Annotated in this window: 12 protein-coding genes and 2 pseudogenes; 5 read left to right on the top strand and 9 right to left on the bottom strand. The window is 71.0% G+C overall.

The features are described from left to right. Positions 1–69 precede the first annotated feature (69 nt). The 3 genes from ACZ4Z3_RS04415 to ACZ4Z3_RS04425 form a co-directional block, all read right to left on the bottom strand. Complete coding sequence (locus ACZ4Z3_RS04415; RefSeq protein ID WP_468499620.1) at positions 70–582, bottom strand: GNAT family N-acetyltransferase; 513 nt, start codon at positions 580–582, stop codon at positions 70–72. Between the two features lie 80 nt (positions 583–662). Next, a complete protein-coding gene (locus ACZ4Z3_RS04420) occupies positions 663–1,271 on the bottom strand; it encodes a DUF1349 domain-containing protein (protein ID WP_055540105.1) in 609 nt (202 codons plus the stop codon). Positions 1,272–1,305: 34 nt separating this feature from the next. Beyond that, positions 1,306–2,835 carry an aldehyde dehydrogenase (NADP(+)) gene (locus ACZ4Z3_RS04425; protein ID WP_468499621.1) on the bottom strand — a complete coding sequence of 510 codons (1,530 nt, stop codon included), beginning with the start codon at positions 2,833–2,835 and terminating at the stop codon, positions 1,306–1,308. A gap of 145 nt (positions 2,836–2,980) precedes the next feature. Here ACZ4Z3_RS04425 and ACZ4Z3_RS04430 point away from each other — a divergent pair, with 145 nt between their 5' ends. Both ACZ4Z3_RS04430 and ACZ4Z3_RS04435 read left to right on the top strand, forming a co-directional pair. Next, positions 2,981–3,754, top strand: a complete 774-nt coding sequence (locus ACZ4Z3_RS04430) for an IclR family transcriptional regulator (RefSeq protein ID WP_055514882.1) — start codon at positions 2,981–2,983, stop codon at positions 3,752–3,754. A gap of 120 nt (positions 3,755–3,874) precedes the next feature. After that, positions 3,875–5,326, top strand: a complete 1,452-nt coding sequence (locus tag ACZ4Z3_RS04435; RefSeq protein WP_468499622.1) for a peptidoglycan D,D-transpeptidase FtsI family protein — start codon at positions 3,875–3,877, stop codon at positions 5,324–5,326. A gap of 91 nt (positions 5,327–5,417) precedes the next feature. Here the strand turns inward: ACZ4Z3_RS04435 and ACZ4Z3_RS04440 are convergent, their stop codons facing one another. Then, positions 5,418–6,869 carry an NCS2 family permease gene (locus tag ACZ4Z3_RS04440; RefSeq protein ID WP_468499623.1) on the bottom strand — a complete coding sequence of 484 codons (1,452 nt, stop codon included), beginning with the start codon at positions 6,867–6,869 and terminating at the stop codon, positions 5,418–5,420. A gap of 270 nt (positions 6,870–7,139) precedes the next feature. Between ACZ4Z3_RS04440 and ACZ4Z3_RS04445 the strand changes: the two genes are divergently transcribed. The 3 genes from ACZ4Z3_RS04445 (at position 7,140) to ACZ4Z3_RS04455 (ending at position 10,449) form a co-directional block, all read left to right on the top strand. Beyond that, positions 7,140–7,742, top strand: a complete 603-nt coding sequence (locus tag ACZ4Z3_RS04445) for a SigE family RNA polymerase sigma factor (protein ID WP_468499624.1) — start codon at positions 7,140–7,142, stop codon at positions 7,740–7,742. Further along, positions 7,739–8,608, top strand: a complete 870-nt coding sequence (locus ACZ4Z3_RS04450; protein ID WP_468499625.1) for a hypothetical protein — start codon at positions 7,739–7,741, stop codon at positions 8,606–8,608. The genes ACZ4Z3_RS04445 and ACZ4Z3_RS04450 overlap by 4 nt, the downstream gene beginning before the upstream one ends. A 155-nt stretch (positions 8,609–8,763) precedes the next feature. Further along, complete coding sequence (locus ACZ4Z3_RS04455; RefSeq protein WP_468499626.1) at positions 8,764–10,449, top strand: rhamnogalacturonan lyase B N-terminal domain-containing protein; 1,686 nt, start codon at positions 8,764–8,766, stop codon at positions 10,447–10,449. Between the two features lie 101 nt (positions 10,450–10,550). Here ACZ4Z3_RS04455 and ACZ4Z3_RS04460 read toward each other — a convergent pair whose 3' ends face one another. The 5 genes and pseudogenes from ACZ4Z3_RS04460 to ACZ4Z3_RS04480 all read right to left on the bottom strand — a co-directional run bounded on the left by ACZ4Z3_RS04460 (position 10,551) and on the right by ACZ4Z3_RS04480 (position 14,915). Further along, positions 10,551–11,705 carry a right-handed parallel beta-helix repeat-containing protein gene (locus tag ACZ4Z3_RS04460; RefSeq protein WP_468499627.1) on the bottom strand — a complete coding sequence of 385 codons (1,155 nt, stop codon included), beginning with the start codon at positions 11,703–11,705 and terminating at the stop codon, positions 10,551–10,553. Between the two features lie 171 nt (positions 11,706–11,876). Then, the gene (locus ACZ4Z3_RS04465; RefSeq protein WP_468499628.1) at positions 11,877–13,220 is read right to left on the bottom strand and encodes an ABC transporter substrate-binding protein; all 1,344 of its coding nucleotides are present in this window, start codon (positions 13,218–13,220) and stop codon (positions 11,877–11,879) included. Between the two features lie 140 nt (positions 13,221–13,360). Continuing rightward, positions 13,361–13,624: pseudogene (locus ACZ4Z3_RS04470) on the bottom strand (glycoside hydrolase); the annotation flags it as partial. Between the two features lie 3 nt (positions 13,625–13,627). Continuing rightward, a pseudogene (locus ACZ4Z3_RS04475) lies at positions 13,628–13,738 on the bottom strand (oxidoreductase); the annotation flags it as partial. A gap of 7 nt (positions 13,739–13,745) precedes the next feature. After that, complete coding sequence (locus ACZ4Z3_RS04480; RefSeq protein WP_468500193.1) at positions 13,746–14,915, bottom strand: Gfo/Idh/MocA family protein; 1,170 nt, start codon at positions 14,913–14,915, stop codon at positions 13,746–13,748. Between the last annotated feature and the right edge of the window lie 122 nt (positions 14,916–15,037).

Genomic DNA, 15,037 nt, shown 5'->3' on the forward strand with positions numbered 1-15,037 from the left:
GCTCCGCTTCTGCGATGGGTGAACGTTCAAGCAGCCCGTCTCATTCCCACGCCCCGCCCCCGCTCCGGCTCACCCCTCGGTGACCGCGTAGCTGAGGAGCAGATGGTGGTCGTCCGGGGCCGGCGGGTGCTCCGGGTCCGGGGTCCAGCCGAGGCGGGCGTAGAAGGCCCGCGCCCGGTGGTTGTCGACGTGGACGGTGAGCGTGGCCGTGCGCTTGCCGTCGGCCCGCCACTCCTCCACGCAGGCCGCGTGCAGGGCCCGGCCGGTGCCGCGGCGCCACTGGTCGGGGTCCACATGAAGCTGGGCGAGGAACACCGTGTCGGCGGGGCCGTCCTCCGCCGTGCGGAAGGAGGCGATGCCGGTGATCCGGCCGTGCTCCACCGCGCAGAGCACACGGCCGTCCGGTCGCTCGACGGCCCGCCGCCAGCCGGCGAGCCAGTCCGTGCCGTCGTCGGGGACGCCGTCCGGGTAGTACGTCGCGCGGGCGCGGGCGTGCAGCGCGACGACGTCATGGAGTTCGGCGGGGAGCACGGTCCTGATCACACGCGCTCCGGTCACTCGTTCCACACGGTCCTTGATCATGCGGAGGAGGACGAGCGCGACGCCGCGGCGGTTCCGGCCGGGGGTGACACCGGGCGCCGGGCTCGGGCCGCCCGCGCCCCTCAGCTGCCGTTTCTCAGGTCCTCGGGCCAGTTCGGACGGAACTCCATGCCGTCGTACGTCACCACACAGCCCTCCCCCATCGGGGACTGGGTCATGAACCCGACCAGGGCGGCCCCGCTCTCCCGCTCCCCGGCGAGCGTGAACAGCCGGACGAACGTCCAGTGCTTGCCGTCGCGGGAGGCGTGGAAGGCGAACGCCCGGCCTGTGCGACTGACCCGCAGCCAGACCGAACTCCCCTCCACGGTGAAGGAGTTGGCGTCATCGGAGTGTCCACGGGTGACCACCGTGCAGACGGTGGGAACATCCGGCGAGTACTCCAGGCACAGCTTCGCCCAGGCCCGCTCCCCGACGTGCACGTACAGCACGCCCGCGTCGAACCCGGCGGCGAAGCCGACGGTGACGCGGGCGATCAACTGGAAGTCCCCCTCCGGCGCCCCCAGCAGCCTGGGCGCGTCCGTGACGGGGTCCAGTCCCTCGTCCGTGGGCGGCACGAACCGGTCCTGCCGGGCGCCGGCCCACCCGGTGAGCACCCCGTCCTCATAGGACCAGTGCCCATCGGGCCCATATGTACGAAGAGGGAAAGGAAGTTCGGGAAGTTCGAGATCCATTGGGGGATTCTTACAGCCCGCGCCCCTGACGGCGCTACCGCTCCAGAACGCCGTTGAACCTGCGCGGCAGCCCCAGCGGGTTGTCGTCCCGCAGCTCCGGCGGCAGCAGCGCCTCGGGCGCCCCCTGGTACGCGACCGGCCGCAGCCACCGCTCGATGGCCGTGCCGCCCACGGACGTGGACGTCGACGTCGTCGCCGGGTACGGCCCGCCGTGGTGCTGGGCCGCGGCCACGGCCACACCCGTCGGCCAGCCGTTGACGAGCACACGGCCGGCCAGCGGCGTCAGCTCCGCGAGCAGCTCCGGGCCGCGCCCCTCACCGGCGGCCTCCTCACCGGACAGGTGCACCGTGGCGGTGAGGTTGCCCGGCAGCCGGGACAGCACCGACTTGGCCTCGTCCTCGTCCTCGTAGCGCGCGACGACCGTGAGCGGCCCGAAGCACTCCTCCAGGAGCAGGTCGTGCTCACCCTCGGACGCCAGCTTTCCGGCGGGGACGGTGAGGAAGCCGGGGCTGACGGTGTGCTCGCCGCCCGCGCCCGCCGTCACCGGCGACTCCACGTCCGGCAGCTCCGCGCGCTCTGCGACACCGGCGAGGAAGTTGTCGCGCATCCGGTGGTCGAGCAGGACACCCGCGTCGACGTCGCTGACCGCCTCCGTGAGCGACTTGACCAGCCGGTCGCCGGCGTCGCCCGCCGGCGCCAGCACCAGGCCCGGCTTCACACAGAACTGGCCGACGCCGAGGGTCATGGAGCCCGCCAGACCCGTACCGATCGCCTCGGCGCGCTCGGCCGCCGCGGCCTCGGTGATGAGGACGGGGTTCAGGGAGCCCAGCTCGCCGTGGAACGGGATCGGCACCGGCCGCGCGGCCGCCGCGTCGAACAGGGCACGGCCGCCGCGTACGGAGCCGGTGAAGCCGGCGGCGGTCACCAGCGGGTGCTTGACCAGCTCGACGCCCGCCTCGAAGCCGTGGACGAGGCCGAGGACGCCCTCGGGGATGCCGTGCTCGGCGGCGGCGCGGCGCAGCACGATCGCGACCAGCTCGGACAGCGCCGGGTGGTCGGGGTGGGCCTTGACGACCACCGGGCACCCGGCGGCCAGCGCGCTCGCGGTGTCACCACCCGGCACGGAGAAGGCGAAGGGGAAGTTGGAGGCCGAGTAGACGGCGACGACGCCCAGCGGGACCTTGTAGCGGCGCAGGTCGGGGATGGGCGGGGTCGCGGTGTCGTCGGGGTGGTTGATCACCACGTCGAGGAAGGCGCCCTCGTCGACGATGTCGGCGAAGGCCCGCAGCTGGTAGCAGGTGCGGGCGAGTTCACCGGTGAGCCGGACCGGGCCGAGCGCGGTCTCCGCGTCGGCGACCTCGACGAGCTGTTCCTTGGCCGCCTGGAGCTGGTCGGCCGCCGTGCGCAGGAACGCCGAGCGGACGGTGCGGTCGGCCAGGGCGCCGCGGGCCGCGTGGGCCGCGCGGACGGCGGCGTCCACCTCCTGGGCCGTGGCCTCCACCGCAACCTGCTCGCGCTGCTTCCCGGTTCGGGGGTCGACACTCCAGACTGGTGCTGCTGCCACCGCGGGTCCCTCCACGTATTTCTGGGTCATTCCCAGGGGTATTGTCTGGGTCATTCACCAAGGCTGTTCGATATGCTGAACGCCGTCCTGAATGATGAATACGGTGTTGGAGACTATTTCCCGTCGAACGAAGGGGTCAAGGGCGATGTCGGCAGTCGAGACGGGCGGCGGAGCGCAGGTCAAGTCGGCGGTGCGGACCGTCGAACTGCTCGAATACTTCGCCGGGCGCCCCGGAATGCACTCCCTCGCGGCGGTGCAGGAGGCCGTCGGCTATCCCAAGTCCAGCCTTTATATGTTGCTCCGCACCCTGGTGGAGCTCGGCTGGGTCGAGACGGACGCGACGGGCACGCGGTACGGCATCGGCGTTCGGGCCCTCCTCGTGGGCACCTCGTACATCGACGGGGACGAGGTGGTGGCGCTGGCCCGCCCCACGCTCGACCGGCTCTCGGACGACACCACGGAGACCATCCACCTGGCCCGCCTCGACGGCACCAACGTCGTCTATCTGGCCACCCGGCAGTCGCAGCACTATCTGCGGCCCTTCACCCGGGTCGGCCGGCGGCTGCCCGCCCACTCCACCTCGCTCGGCAAGGCGCTGCTCGCCACCCACACCGACGAGCAGGTCCGCAAGATGCTCCCGGAGACCCTCCCGGCGCTCACCGAGAACACGATCACCGACCGGGAGCAGCTCATCGAGGAGCTCCACCAGGTCCGTGAGCAGGGCTTCGCCGTCGACCGCGAGGAGAACACCCTCGGTCTGCGCTGCTTCGGCGTGGCGATCCCGTACCGCACCCCGGCCCGTGACGCGATCAGCTGCTCCGTGCCGGTGGCCCGGCTCACCCCGGCGCACGAGCAGCTGGTCAAGGACGCCCTGTTCGACGCCCGCGACCGGCTGACGCTGGCGACCCGCAGACTCTGACCAGGACGCACGGCCACCTCGGCGGACGACGGACGGACCGCCTCCGGGCACATGAAGACCTCATGAGAACCGGGACGGAAGGGAACGACCGACCGCGTTCCGCTCGTCCGTCCGGGTGCGATGAACAAGACGATCAGGCGCAGCGCCGTCTTCAGCCTGCTCCTCGTGCTCGCCCTGCTGGTGCGGGCGACGTGGGTGCAGTTCTACGAGGGCACGGCGCTCGCGGAGGACAAGGACAACCGGCGGAACGCGATCGAGACGTACGCGGCGCCGCTCGGGAACATCATCGTGGGCGGTGACGCGGTCACCGGCTCCGCGCGGACGAAGGGCGGCGACCTCGCCTACAAGCGCACCTACAAGGACGGTGAGCTGTACGCGGCGGTGACGGGGTACGCCTCGCAGAGTTACGCGCCCACGCAACTGGAGGGCATCTACCAGGACCTGCTCAACGGCACGGACCCCCGGCTGAGGACGGTGCTGGACACCCTGACCCGCGAGCGGTCCGACCCGGGCGACGTGATCACGACGATCGACCCGTCCGTGCAGAAGGCGGGGTACGAGGCGCTCGGCGACAAGAAGGGCGCGGCCGTCGCGATCGACCCGGCGACCGGGAAGATCCTGGCGGTGGTGTCGACGCCGTCGTACGACCCCTCGTCGCTCACGGACGCGAACACGGCGGGCGCGGCCTGGAAGAAGCTCACCGCGGACCCGGACAAGCCGCTGACCAACCGGGCGCTGCGGCAGCCGCTGCCGCCGGGGTCGACGTTCAAGCTGGTCGTGGCGGCGGCCGCGCTGGAGGACGGGCTGTACCCGTCGGTGGACGTGAAGACGGACAGCCCCGACCCGTACACCCTGCCGGGCACGACGACCGAGTTGAGCAACGAGAACCCGAACGCGCCCTGCGAGAACGCCTCCATCCGTACGGCGCTGCAGTACTCGTGCAACAACGTGTTCGCGCGGATGGCCGTCAAGCTGGGCCAGGACAAGGTCAGGGCGATGGCCGAGAAGTTCGGCTTCGACGACACGGAGCAGGACGTGCCGGTGCGGGCGTACACCAGCGTGTACCCGTCCGACATGGACGAGTCGTCCACGGCGCTGACCGGGATCGGGCAGTACGACGTCACCGCGACGCCGCTGCAGATGGCCATGGTGTCGGCGGCCATCGCCAACGACGGCAAGCTGGTGGCGCCGCACATGGTGGCGCAGATCACCGACGGCGGCGGCGACGTGCTGGAGGACTACGACTCCGCGGCCGGCACCGAACAGGTGGTGAGCGCCTCCACCGCGAAGCAGCTGCGGTCGGCGATGGAGACGGTCGTCGAGGACGGCACGGGCACGAACGCGCGGATCGGCGGGGCGACCGTGGGCGGCAAGACGGGTACCGCCCAGCACGGCGAGAAGAACAGCAAGACGCCGTACGCCTGGTTCACGTCGTACGCGAAGGCCGACGGCAAGGAGGTCGCCGTCGCGGTGGTCGTGGAGCAGTCGAACGCGGCCCGCTCCGAGGTCAGCGGCAACGGGCTGGCGGCGCCGGTCGCGAAGGCCGTGATGCGGGCGGCGCTGAAGGACTGAGGGCACCGGTCGAGGGCCGGACGCGGACGAAGGGCCGCCCCTTTGCCCCCGGGGGGGCGGCCCTTCCTTCATGGCGTCCACCGCATGGCGTCTACCGCACGCCGAACAGCTGCTGGATCGGGTTGATCGCGAAGTACACCAGGAACAGCGCCGAGGTGCCCCACAACAGCCAGTGGATCTCCTTGGCCCTGCCGAGGACCGTCCTGATGAGGACGAAGGCGAGGAAGCCGGCGCCGATGCCGTTGGTGATGGAGTAGGTGAACGGCATCACGGCGATCGTGAGGAACGCGGGGATGGCGATGTCGTACCGGTCCCAGTCGATGTTCTTGACCTGGGTCATCATCAGGAAGCCCACGGCGACCAGTGCGGGGGCGGCGGCCTGCATCGGGACGATGGTCAGCAGCGGGGTGAGGAAGAGGGCGACCGCGAAGAGGCCGCCGGTGATCAGGTTGGAGAAGCCGGTGCGGGCGCCCTCGCCGACGCCCGCCGCGGACTCGATGTAGGAGGTCGCGGAGGACGAGGAGGAGGCGCCGCCGGCGACCGCCGCGGCGCCGTCGATGAGCAGGACCCGGCCGAGGTTCGGGACCTTGCCCTCCTCGTCGAGCAGACCCGCCTCGGCGCTGACGCCGACGACGGTGCCCATGGTGTCGAAGAAGTCCGAGAGCAGCAGGGTGAAGACCAGCAGGACGACCGTGATGACGGTGGTCTCGCCGAACGAGCCGAAGAGGCTGAAGTCGCCGATCAGTCCGAACTCGGGGGCGGCCACGAGGTCGTCGGGGACCTTCGGCGTGGTCAGGCCCCAACTCTTGATGTCGGCCACCGAGTTGATCACGATCGCAACGACCGTCATCGTCAGGATGCTGATCAGGATCGCGCCCCTCACCTTGCGGGCGAGCAGGCCGATGGTCAGCAGGACACCGAGGCAGAAGACCAGGATGGGCCAGCCGGACAGCGAACCGGTCGCGCCGAGCTGCACCGGAACCGTGGTGTTCGCGACGTCCGGGATGCGGCTGACGAACCCGGCGTCGACGAAGCCGATGAAGGCGATGAACAGGCCGATGCCGACGCTGATCGCCTGCTTGAGCGGCTGCGGTATGGCGTGCATGACGGCCTCGCGCAGGCCCGTGACCACCAGGACGCAGATCAGCAGACCTTCGAGGACGACCAGGCCCATCGCGTCGGGCCAGCTCATCAGCGGGGCTATCTGGAAGGCGACGACCGCGTTGAGTCCGAGGCCCGCGGCGAGCGCGAGCGGCAGGTTGCCGCCGACACCCATGATGATCGTCATCACGGCCGCCACGAGGGCGGTGGCGGTGACGAGTTCGGCGCCGTCGAGGGTGTGGCCGTACTTGTCCTTGGCGCTGCCCAGGATGATGGGATTCAGGACAAGGATGTATGCCATCGTGAAGAACGTGGCGAGGCCGCCGCGGATCTCACGGGCGAAAGTGGATCCCCGGGCGGTGATGGCGAAGAAGCGATCGACGCTGTTCGCCCCCCTTGGCGGGGTGCTCGGCCGGTCGGCCACCTTCTGTGCCTCGGACATGGGCGGTGCTCCTAGTGACGTGTGCGTACGACGCGCGGGTGCTGGCTGGATTGTTCCTTCGCTGAACCCGGTTCAGGTTTTCTCCGTGTTACGGAATCGGCGTTCACCCCGTAAGACCGCGTTCGAAGGCTCGTACGAAGTTCGTTCACGATCACTGCTACTCTTCCGGATCTCGCGGGGGGAAGCCCCGGAGGATCACGTGTCGTTCACACGACACGCACAGGCACCCGGTCCCGGTGCCTCCAGCCGAAGCGAGGAGAGAGGTCGCCCGTGGGCACGGTCGTCGACGACGCAGCCTCCGTGGAGTTCCACGACTTCTTCGAACGGCACTACGCCGAACTGTCCCGTCTGGCCCATCTGTTGACCGGTGAGGCGGACGCGGCGGACGATCTGGCCGCGGACGCGCTGCTCGCGATGTGGCACCGTTGGGACCGGGTCCGCGCGGCGGAGCACCCGGTGGCGTACGCCCGCGGTGTGGTCGCCAACCTGGCCCGTACCCGGATCCGCAGCGCGGTGCGGGAGCGCCGCCGGATCACGCTGTTCTGGTCGCAGCGCGAGGAGAAGACCGAGAATCCCGATGTGGCCGGGGCGGTCGACGTGCAGTCGGCGCTGCGCCGGCTGCCGTTCCGCAAGAGGGCGTGTGTGGTGCTGCGGCATGCTTTCGACCTCTCGGAGAAGGACACGGCGCTCGCCCTCGGCGTCTCGGTCGGTACGGTGAAGAGCCAGACGTCCAAGGGGATGGCCGAGCTGAAGAAGTTGCTCGGCACCGGGGACGCCCCGAAGCGGATGCCCGCCGGCATCACGGGCACGGGCGTCAGGGGCGCGAGGGTGACCGGCGCGGGTGCGCCGGGCAGCGGAGGAAGGGACCGATGAGGGACGTGCACGAGGAGCTGCGTGCCCGGCTGCGCGAGTCGGCCGAGGCGCACGAGCCCGACCGCGCCCGCATCCTGGCCCGGATCGAGCGCGGAATGGCGGCCCCCGAGGAGCGGCACCGCAGCCGGAAGGCCACACGGCCTCCGCTGTGGGGCTGGGTGCGTGTGGTCAGCGCGACCGCCGGTGTCGCGGGGCTGCTCGCGGTGGGCGGTTACGCCGTCGCGTCGGCGGTGAAGGGCGAGGAGCGGCCGAACGACCAGACCGTCGCGGTGTCGCCGACGCCGGTGGAGTCCCCGGCCGCGACGAGCCGGGCACCCGTCCCGCCGGACCCGCAGCCGACCCGCGGCGGGTCGAAGCAGGAGCGCAGGCCCAGCTCCGAGCCGTCGAGCGCGCCGTCGGCCAAGAACTCCCCCGTTCCCAAGCTGCCCTCCTCGGGGGACGAGCAGGACGGTCCGCTCTGGTCGGACGGTTCGGTCGACCCGCACAGCAACGAGTTCTGGGCGCAGAGCAATCTGACCCTGAGGACGAGCGAGCAGCTCACCGAGCTCACCGTCCAGCTGCGGATCGCCGAGACCGGCGGGGTCTCCTCGACCGGCGCCTGGCGCTCGCTGCCGGCACAGGACTTCGACCTGACGGTCACGGAGGACGACGGCTTCCTGGTCTACACCTGGGTGCTCAGGGACGGCCGTACGGTCCCGAAGGGCGAGTCCGTCTTCGCCGGGCAGTACAACCGCGGGCGCGATGGCCGGGACGCGAGCGGCGACCGCTACGCGATCACCGCGACGGCGGACGGCGAGGAGTTCTCGGTGGCGGGCGACTTCGAGGGCCCCGACGAGGGCGGCTCGTCGGACGACGGCGACTCGTAGAAAACCCGGCGGAAAAAATTCCGCGGGGGCGGCAACCCTTTGGCCGCCGGTGGCGACCGGAAGACGTGAGAGCGGGAAGGGAACCGGCTGCCGGTTCCCGTCATCTGCTCTCACGTACGAGCGATACGGAATCCACCATTCCCGGAGCACGCCCCTTGAGTACGCACAAGAGACGACGCCTGTCCCGCAGACGACTGCTCGGCGCCACCGCGATCGGTGTGGCCGCCACCGGCGCCGCCGTCGCGGGTGGCACCGGCCTCCTCTCCACGGCGTCCGCCGCCGGTTTCGGACACTCCGACGACGGCCGGAACCTCGTCGTCGACACGGGCGCCGGCCTGGTCTTCAAGGTCTCCAAGACCACCGGCGACCTCACCTCCCTGCGCTACCGGGGCAAGGAGTACGAGGGCTACGGGGGCAGGCACTCGCATGTCGAGTCCGGGTTCGGCAGCGCCACCGTCACGCTCCGGCAGTCGGGGCAGACGATCCTGGTGAAGGCCGTGCACGGCGCGATCACCCAGTGGTACGCGGCCCGCAGCGGCCAGAGCGCCGTCTACCTGTGGACGCACAAGGCGGACGCCTCCTTCACCGCGACCCGCTTCCTGGTCCGCCTCAAGCCGGGCGTGTTCCCGAACGAGGGTCCGGACTCCTGGATCGAGAGCTCCGACCGGGTCATCGAGGCCGGCGACGTGTGGCGGCGCGCGGACGGCACCACCCACTCCAAGCACTACTCGGGCAAGCGGGTCATCGACTACGACCACATCGGGTTCACCACCGGCGAGGTCGGCCTGTGGCTCGTCCGCTCCAACCACGAGAAGGCGTCCGGCGGCCCGTTCTACCGCTCGCTGCTGCGCCACTCCAACGACAAGGGCGCCGGGCTCTACGAGATCCTGCACTACAACCAGGCCCAGACCGAGCCGGAACGTTTCGGCCTCCAGGGCCCGTACGTCCTCGCGTTCACCGACGGCGGCGCCCCCTCCCCCGCCCTGGCCCACGACCGGCTGGACACCTCCTGGGTGGACGGCCTCGGCATCACCGGCTGGGTCGGCAGGGCGGGACGCGGCAAGGTGGCCGGGGTCGGACTCAAGGGCATGGACCCGAAGCACGCCTACACGGTCGGCTTCGCCAACGCCGACGCCCAGTACTGGACCAGGGCCGCGGCCGGCACCGGCGCCTTCTCCTGCAAGGGCATGCTGCCGGGCACGTACACCCTGACCGTCTACAAGGGCGAGCTGGCCGTGCACACCCGGCAGGTGACGGTGACGGCGGGCGGCTCCACCGCGCTCAACACCCTGACCATCACCGGGGATCCGTCCGCGGCGAGGACCCTGTGGCGGCTCGGCGACTGGGACGGCACGCCGCGCGGGTTCAAGAACGCCGAGCTGATGACGTACGCGCACCCCTCCGACGGCCGTGCCGCGAAGTGGACGGGCGACGTCACCCTCGGCGGCGGCGACCAGGCGGCGACGTTCCCGGCGTATGTGTGGCAGGACGTGAACAACGGGGTCCGCGTCCACTTCAAGCTGACCGCCGCTCAGGCCGCCGCCGCGCACACGCTGCGGATCGGGGTCACGGACGCCTTCTCGAACGGCCGGCCGCGGGTGACGGTCAACGAGTGGGTGTCGCCCGTCCCGGCACCACCCCAGCAGCCCTCGACGCGTTCCCTGACCACGGGTTCGTACCGGGGGAACAACCACATGTTCACGTTCCAGGTCCCCGCCGGCGCATGGAAGTCGAACACCAGTGGGTACAACGTACTGAAGATCGATGTCGTCAGTGGATCGAGCGGCACGGGCTTCCTGAGCCCGGGCACCTCGTTCGACTGTGTGGACCTGCTGGCCTGAGCCCCCCTCGGCCGGCAGTGGTGCCGACTTGAGCCCCCCTCGGTCGGCACGACAAGCGCCCCCCGCCGGTGACGACCGGCGGGGGGCGCCCTTCTCGCGGATCAGCGCATCGTCGAGCCGATGGCCGTGGAGCCGGTCGTCAGGAACGCCGTGACCGGCAGCGCACCACCCCTGCCACGCGGCCCGTACACGGCGCGGGCGTCCGTGGACCTGAACGGCGGTGTGGCCACCCCGCTGTTCCAGTTGTCGTGCGCCGACACCGTGCGCGGACCCAGCCGGGCCTTCCCGGTGCCGTTGCCCACCGCGAGGTTCCGCGTCAGCCGGGCCTTGCCCGTGGCGAAGTAGAACCCGTCCGCCCGGTTGGCGTAGGCGGTGTTGCGGTGCAGCCGGATCGCCCCGGTGTTGGAGTTCTCGGTGAAGCCGTGCAGCGTGTTGTCCCAGGCCGCGCTGTCGTGGACGGAGTGGGCGACGGAGGCACCGCCGCCGCCCAGTTTGAACCCGTTGCCGTTGCCCTGGAACGCGCTGTCCTTCCAGCGGTTCCTGCCGTTGCCGAAGGCCCAGGAGTGCTCGACGGTGACGGGCGAGGAGAACTGCCAGAGGTCGAGCCCGTCGTCCGCGTTGTCGTAGAGGCGGGCGCCGGTGATCCGGTTGCCGGTGCCTGAGCCGAACTTCACGGCGATGCCGTCGGCGTTCTGGCCGTGGTTCGCGGCGTCGTAGTTGCCGTGGCTGTCCAGGTTCCGCACGAGGTTGCCGGTGGTGCCGTCGCCGCGCAGGGTGAAGCCGGAGTCGCCGTTGTCCGCGGTGACGAGGTTGTCGAAGATCCCGCCGACGGACGACGTGGCGACGAAGCCCTGCGCCGGGGAGTTCTGGAAGGTGATGCCGGAGACGGTCCAGTGGTCGCCGTGGATCGCGGCGAGCCAGGACCCGGCGGGCAGCGCGGAGCCGTCGATCCTGACCTTCCCGTCCCCGTACGCGGTGAGCGTGATCCGGGCCGAAGGGGTGCCGTCGGCCGTGGACTTCAGGGTCCGGGTGGGCCGGTAGGTGCCGGCGCGGACCTTGATGGTCGTACCGGCGGTGGCCCGGGCGAAGGCGGACTCCAGCGACGCGGTGCTGGAGACGGTGACCGTGGTCGCGGCGGCCCGGGCGCCGTCGTTCGAGAGGCCGAGAAGGACGCCGCCCGCCCCCGAGGCGACGGCCACGGCGGCCGCGATCGACAGGGTGCCGGTTCTGCGATGGCGCCCGATGCTCTGACGCACGGGGGTTCCTTTCTCGGGGGACGAGGAGCGAAGCGGGCCGGAGGGCCCGCCCCGGCCCGCTTCTGTCACTGGTCGTCGCCCCGCGGCGAAAGGTTGCCGCGCGATCCCGAACGTTCGCGAAAGTCCGGCTCAGTCCGTCGTCGCCCCGATCGTCGTGCTGCCCGCGGGCTGTCAGCCCTTCTGCTCGTTCCACTCGGCCTGCGCCTTGTTCAGCTGGTCGGCCAGCGAGTCGAGGAACTCCTTCGCGCTGGTCTGCCCGTCCATCACCTTCTGGAAGGCCGGCTCGTTGTCGGCCTTCGAGATCGTGTTCCAGTCCGGCAGGTAGTACGGCAGCTGCACGATCGAGGTCGACCCGTCGGTCAGCGCGGCGGCGGCCAGCTTCGTCGGCTCGGCCTGCTGGATCCACTCGTCCTTCGCCGCGTCGTTGTTCGCCGGCACCTGGCCCGCCGACTCGTTGAACTTCGAGTTCTCCTCGTGCGACACGGCGAACTCGATGAACTTCCAGGCGGCCTCCTTGTGCTTCGAGCTCTTGAACATGCCGAGCCCGTCGACCGGGTTGGAGACCTGGACCCGCTTGCCGCCGGGGCCGGTCGGCTGCGGGATGCCCCGGAACTTGTCGCCTAACGCCTTCACATGGTCCTGGTAGGAGCCCAGGTTGTGGTTGAGCATGCCGATCGAGCCGGAGTCGAACTGCGCGACCATCTTGGTGAAGTCGTTGTTGAGGTCGGCCGCGGGCGTGACCTTCTTGTAGAGGCCGACGTACTTCTCCAGCGCCGCCACGTTCTTCGGGTCGTTCACGGTGGTCCTGTCACCGCTGGAGTCCCAGAACGAGGTGATGCCGGACTGCCCGTACATCGCGTCCAGCGCCTGGGCGATGGAGCCGGCGCCACCGCGGATGGTGTAGCCGAACTTGTTCCCGTCCTTGTCCGTGAGCTTCTCGGCGGCCTTGTAGAACGTGTCCCAGGTGGTCGGCTCGTCGAGGCCGGCCGCCTCGAACAGGTCGGTGCGGTAGTAGAGGACGCCGTTGTTCGCGGAGGTCGGGATCGAGTACAGGGCCTCGCCGCCGCCCGCCGACTTCAGCGACTCGACCATCGCCTCGTTGAGCTTGCCGTTCAGGGAGGACTTGGAGAGCCGTCCGTCCAGCGGTTCCAGCGCGCCCTGCGCGGCGAACCCGGCGGCCATGGCAGCACCCACACCGCCCACGTCCGGCAGACCGCCGCCCTGGATGGCGGTGTCGACCTTCGACTGGTACTCGGTGGCCGCGATGCCGACGTACTCGACCTTGATGTCCGGGTGGGCCTTCTGGAAGTCGGCGATGATCTCCTTCCAGATGTCGGTGCGGACACCGCCGTTGTTGTCCCAGAAGACGATCTCGCCCTTGCCGCTGCCCTCGGAGCCCTTGTCGCCGCCGGTCCCGCTGCCGTCGTCACCGCAGGCGGTGGCGGTCAGGGCGAGGACGGATCCGAGGGCGACGGCCAGGGCGGCGCGCCTGCTTCTGTGATTGCTGATCTTCATTGAACGGCTCTCTTTCCTGGATCCAACGAGGGCTATGAAGTGGTGGGGGTCTGGTGCTGCCGCCGGGGCGTGGTTCAGGACCAGGTCGGCAAGCGCTTGCTGCGGAGGTGCGTCATTGCGGCTCCCAACAGGCGTGCGCGTTACGAGGAGGGGGTGATCCTGAAGGTGGTGAGGGCGGCCGCCCCGGCGTGTCCCCCGCCGGTGGGCGCGACCGCGAAGAGGCCGAGCAGGGCGCCGACCCAGCGCCAGGGCGTGGCGGCGAAGACCTGTCCGGAGCAGTGCCGTCCCTCCCCCACGTCGTAGGAGAAGTGGCAGCGTGCCCCGGCGCGCGTCTCGATGCGCAGCCTGGCCCGCCCCTCGGGCGCCGGGCGTGGAGTTGCCGCGTCCCGCTCCCGCTCGGCGACGTTGGGGTGGAGGTGGGGGCGGGGCGAGAGGCGGGCCGGCACCTCGGGCCGGGCGTGGTACCGGCCCACCGGGCGCCCCGCCACCCGCAGGACGAGGGACTCGTCGGTCGTCATCAGGTACTCACCCGTTCGCCGGTGGCTCGGGGAGCGTCCAGGGGGCGCCCAGTTCGGAGTAGAGGGCGAGGTCGTCGGCGACGGCCGTGACCAGGGCGTCGATGCCGTCGACGACCCGGCGGTCCTCCTCGGGCAGCCGGTGCCAGGCGTCGGCCGGGAGCGCGCGGGGGTCGGGGGCGGTGCGGATCGCCTCGACGACCTTCATGAACGCGCCGGTGGTGTCCGGCGGGACCAAGAGGTCGGCGCCGTCGACGAGATGGTCGACCAGGTTCTCCAGCAGGTCGGTGCGCCCGTACTCGATCTCCTCGGGGCCGTGTCCGGCCCGCTGGACGAGCACGCGGTCCTGCTTGTACCAGAAGGTGATCCGGCCGCTGGTGCCGTGGACCACGTTGTACGGCTCGTCGGGGTTCTCCGCGCACAGCGTTGCCGCGACGGTGATCCGGCCGCCGCGGGCGGTGGTGATCCGCACGCAGGAGGTGTCGTCGGACTCGATGTCGTTGGCCCGCAGCAGCTCGGTCTCGATGGCGGCGACGTCCTCGGCGCGGCCCGCGTCACCGAGGGCGAGGCCGGTGGCGACGGCGTGTGCGAGGGGGTTGGTGAGCGCCCCGTCGATCACGTCGACACCGTTCAGGCGGCGCTTGCCCGCCCAGGGCGCGCGCCGGTAGTACGCCTCGGCGCGGGCCCAGGCGCCGGCGCCGCCGATACCGGTGACCTCGCCGATCAGTCCGTCCGCGATCATCTTCCGGATCGCGGGCACAGCGTGCGAGCCCAGCGACTGGAAGCCGATCTGGCAGACGACCCCGGCGGCGGCCACCCCGTCCGCCATCCTGCGGAACTCGGCGTACGACGGGGCCGGGGGCTTCTCCAGCAGGACGTGCACGCCCCGCTCGGCCGCCGCCAGCGCCAGGTCGGTGTGGGTCGGGATCGGGGTGCAGATCACGGCGATGGCGGCGCCGGTGGAGTCGAGGAGCGCGCCGAAGTCGGCGGACTGCTCGGGGGTGCCGAGGCCGTCCGGGATCTCGTCCGCGGCGAGCGGGGTCAGCTCGCAGACGCCGGCGAGGCGGACGATCCCCTTGTCCGCCAGGCGGCTGATGTTCTCCAGGTGCCAGCGTCCGTGGCCGCGGGCGCCCGCGAGGACGAGCGGGACCGGGGTGTCGTGTGCGGTGGTGCGGTTCATCAGAGCCTCCCTGCGCCCGCGCCGCGCGCCGCCTCTCGGTCGGCCCTCAGCGCTGTCGATCTTCTGGTGCAGCGTAGGCGTCCAGCCGACGTCGGCCGTGCGATCGCGCTCGCTGCCGGAGC

This window comes from Streptomyces sp. NPDC030296 (assembly GCF_055572815.1).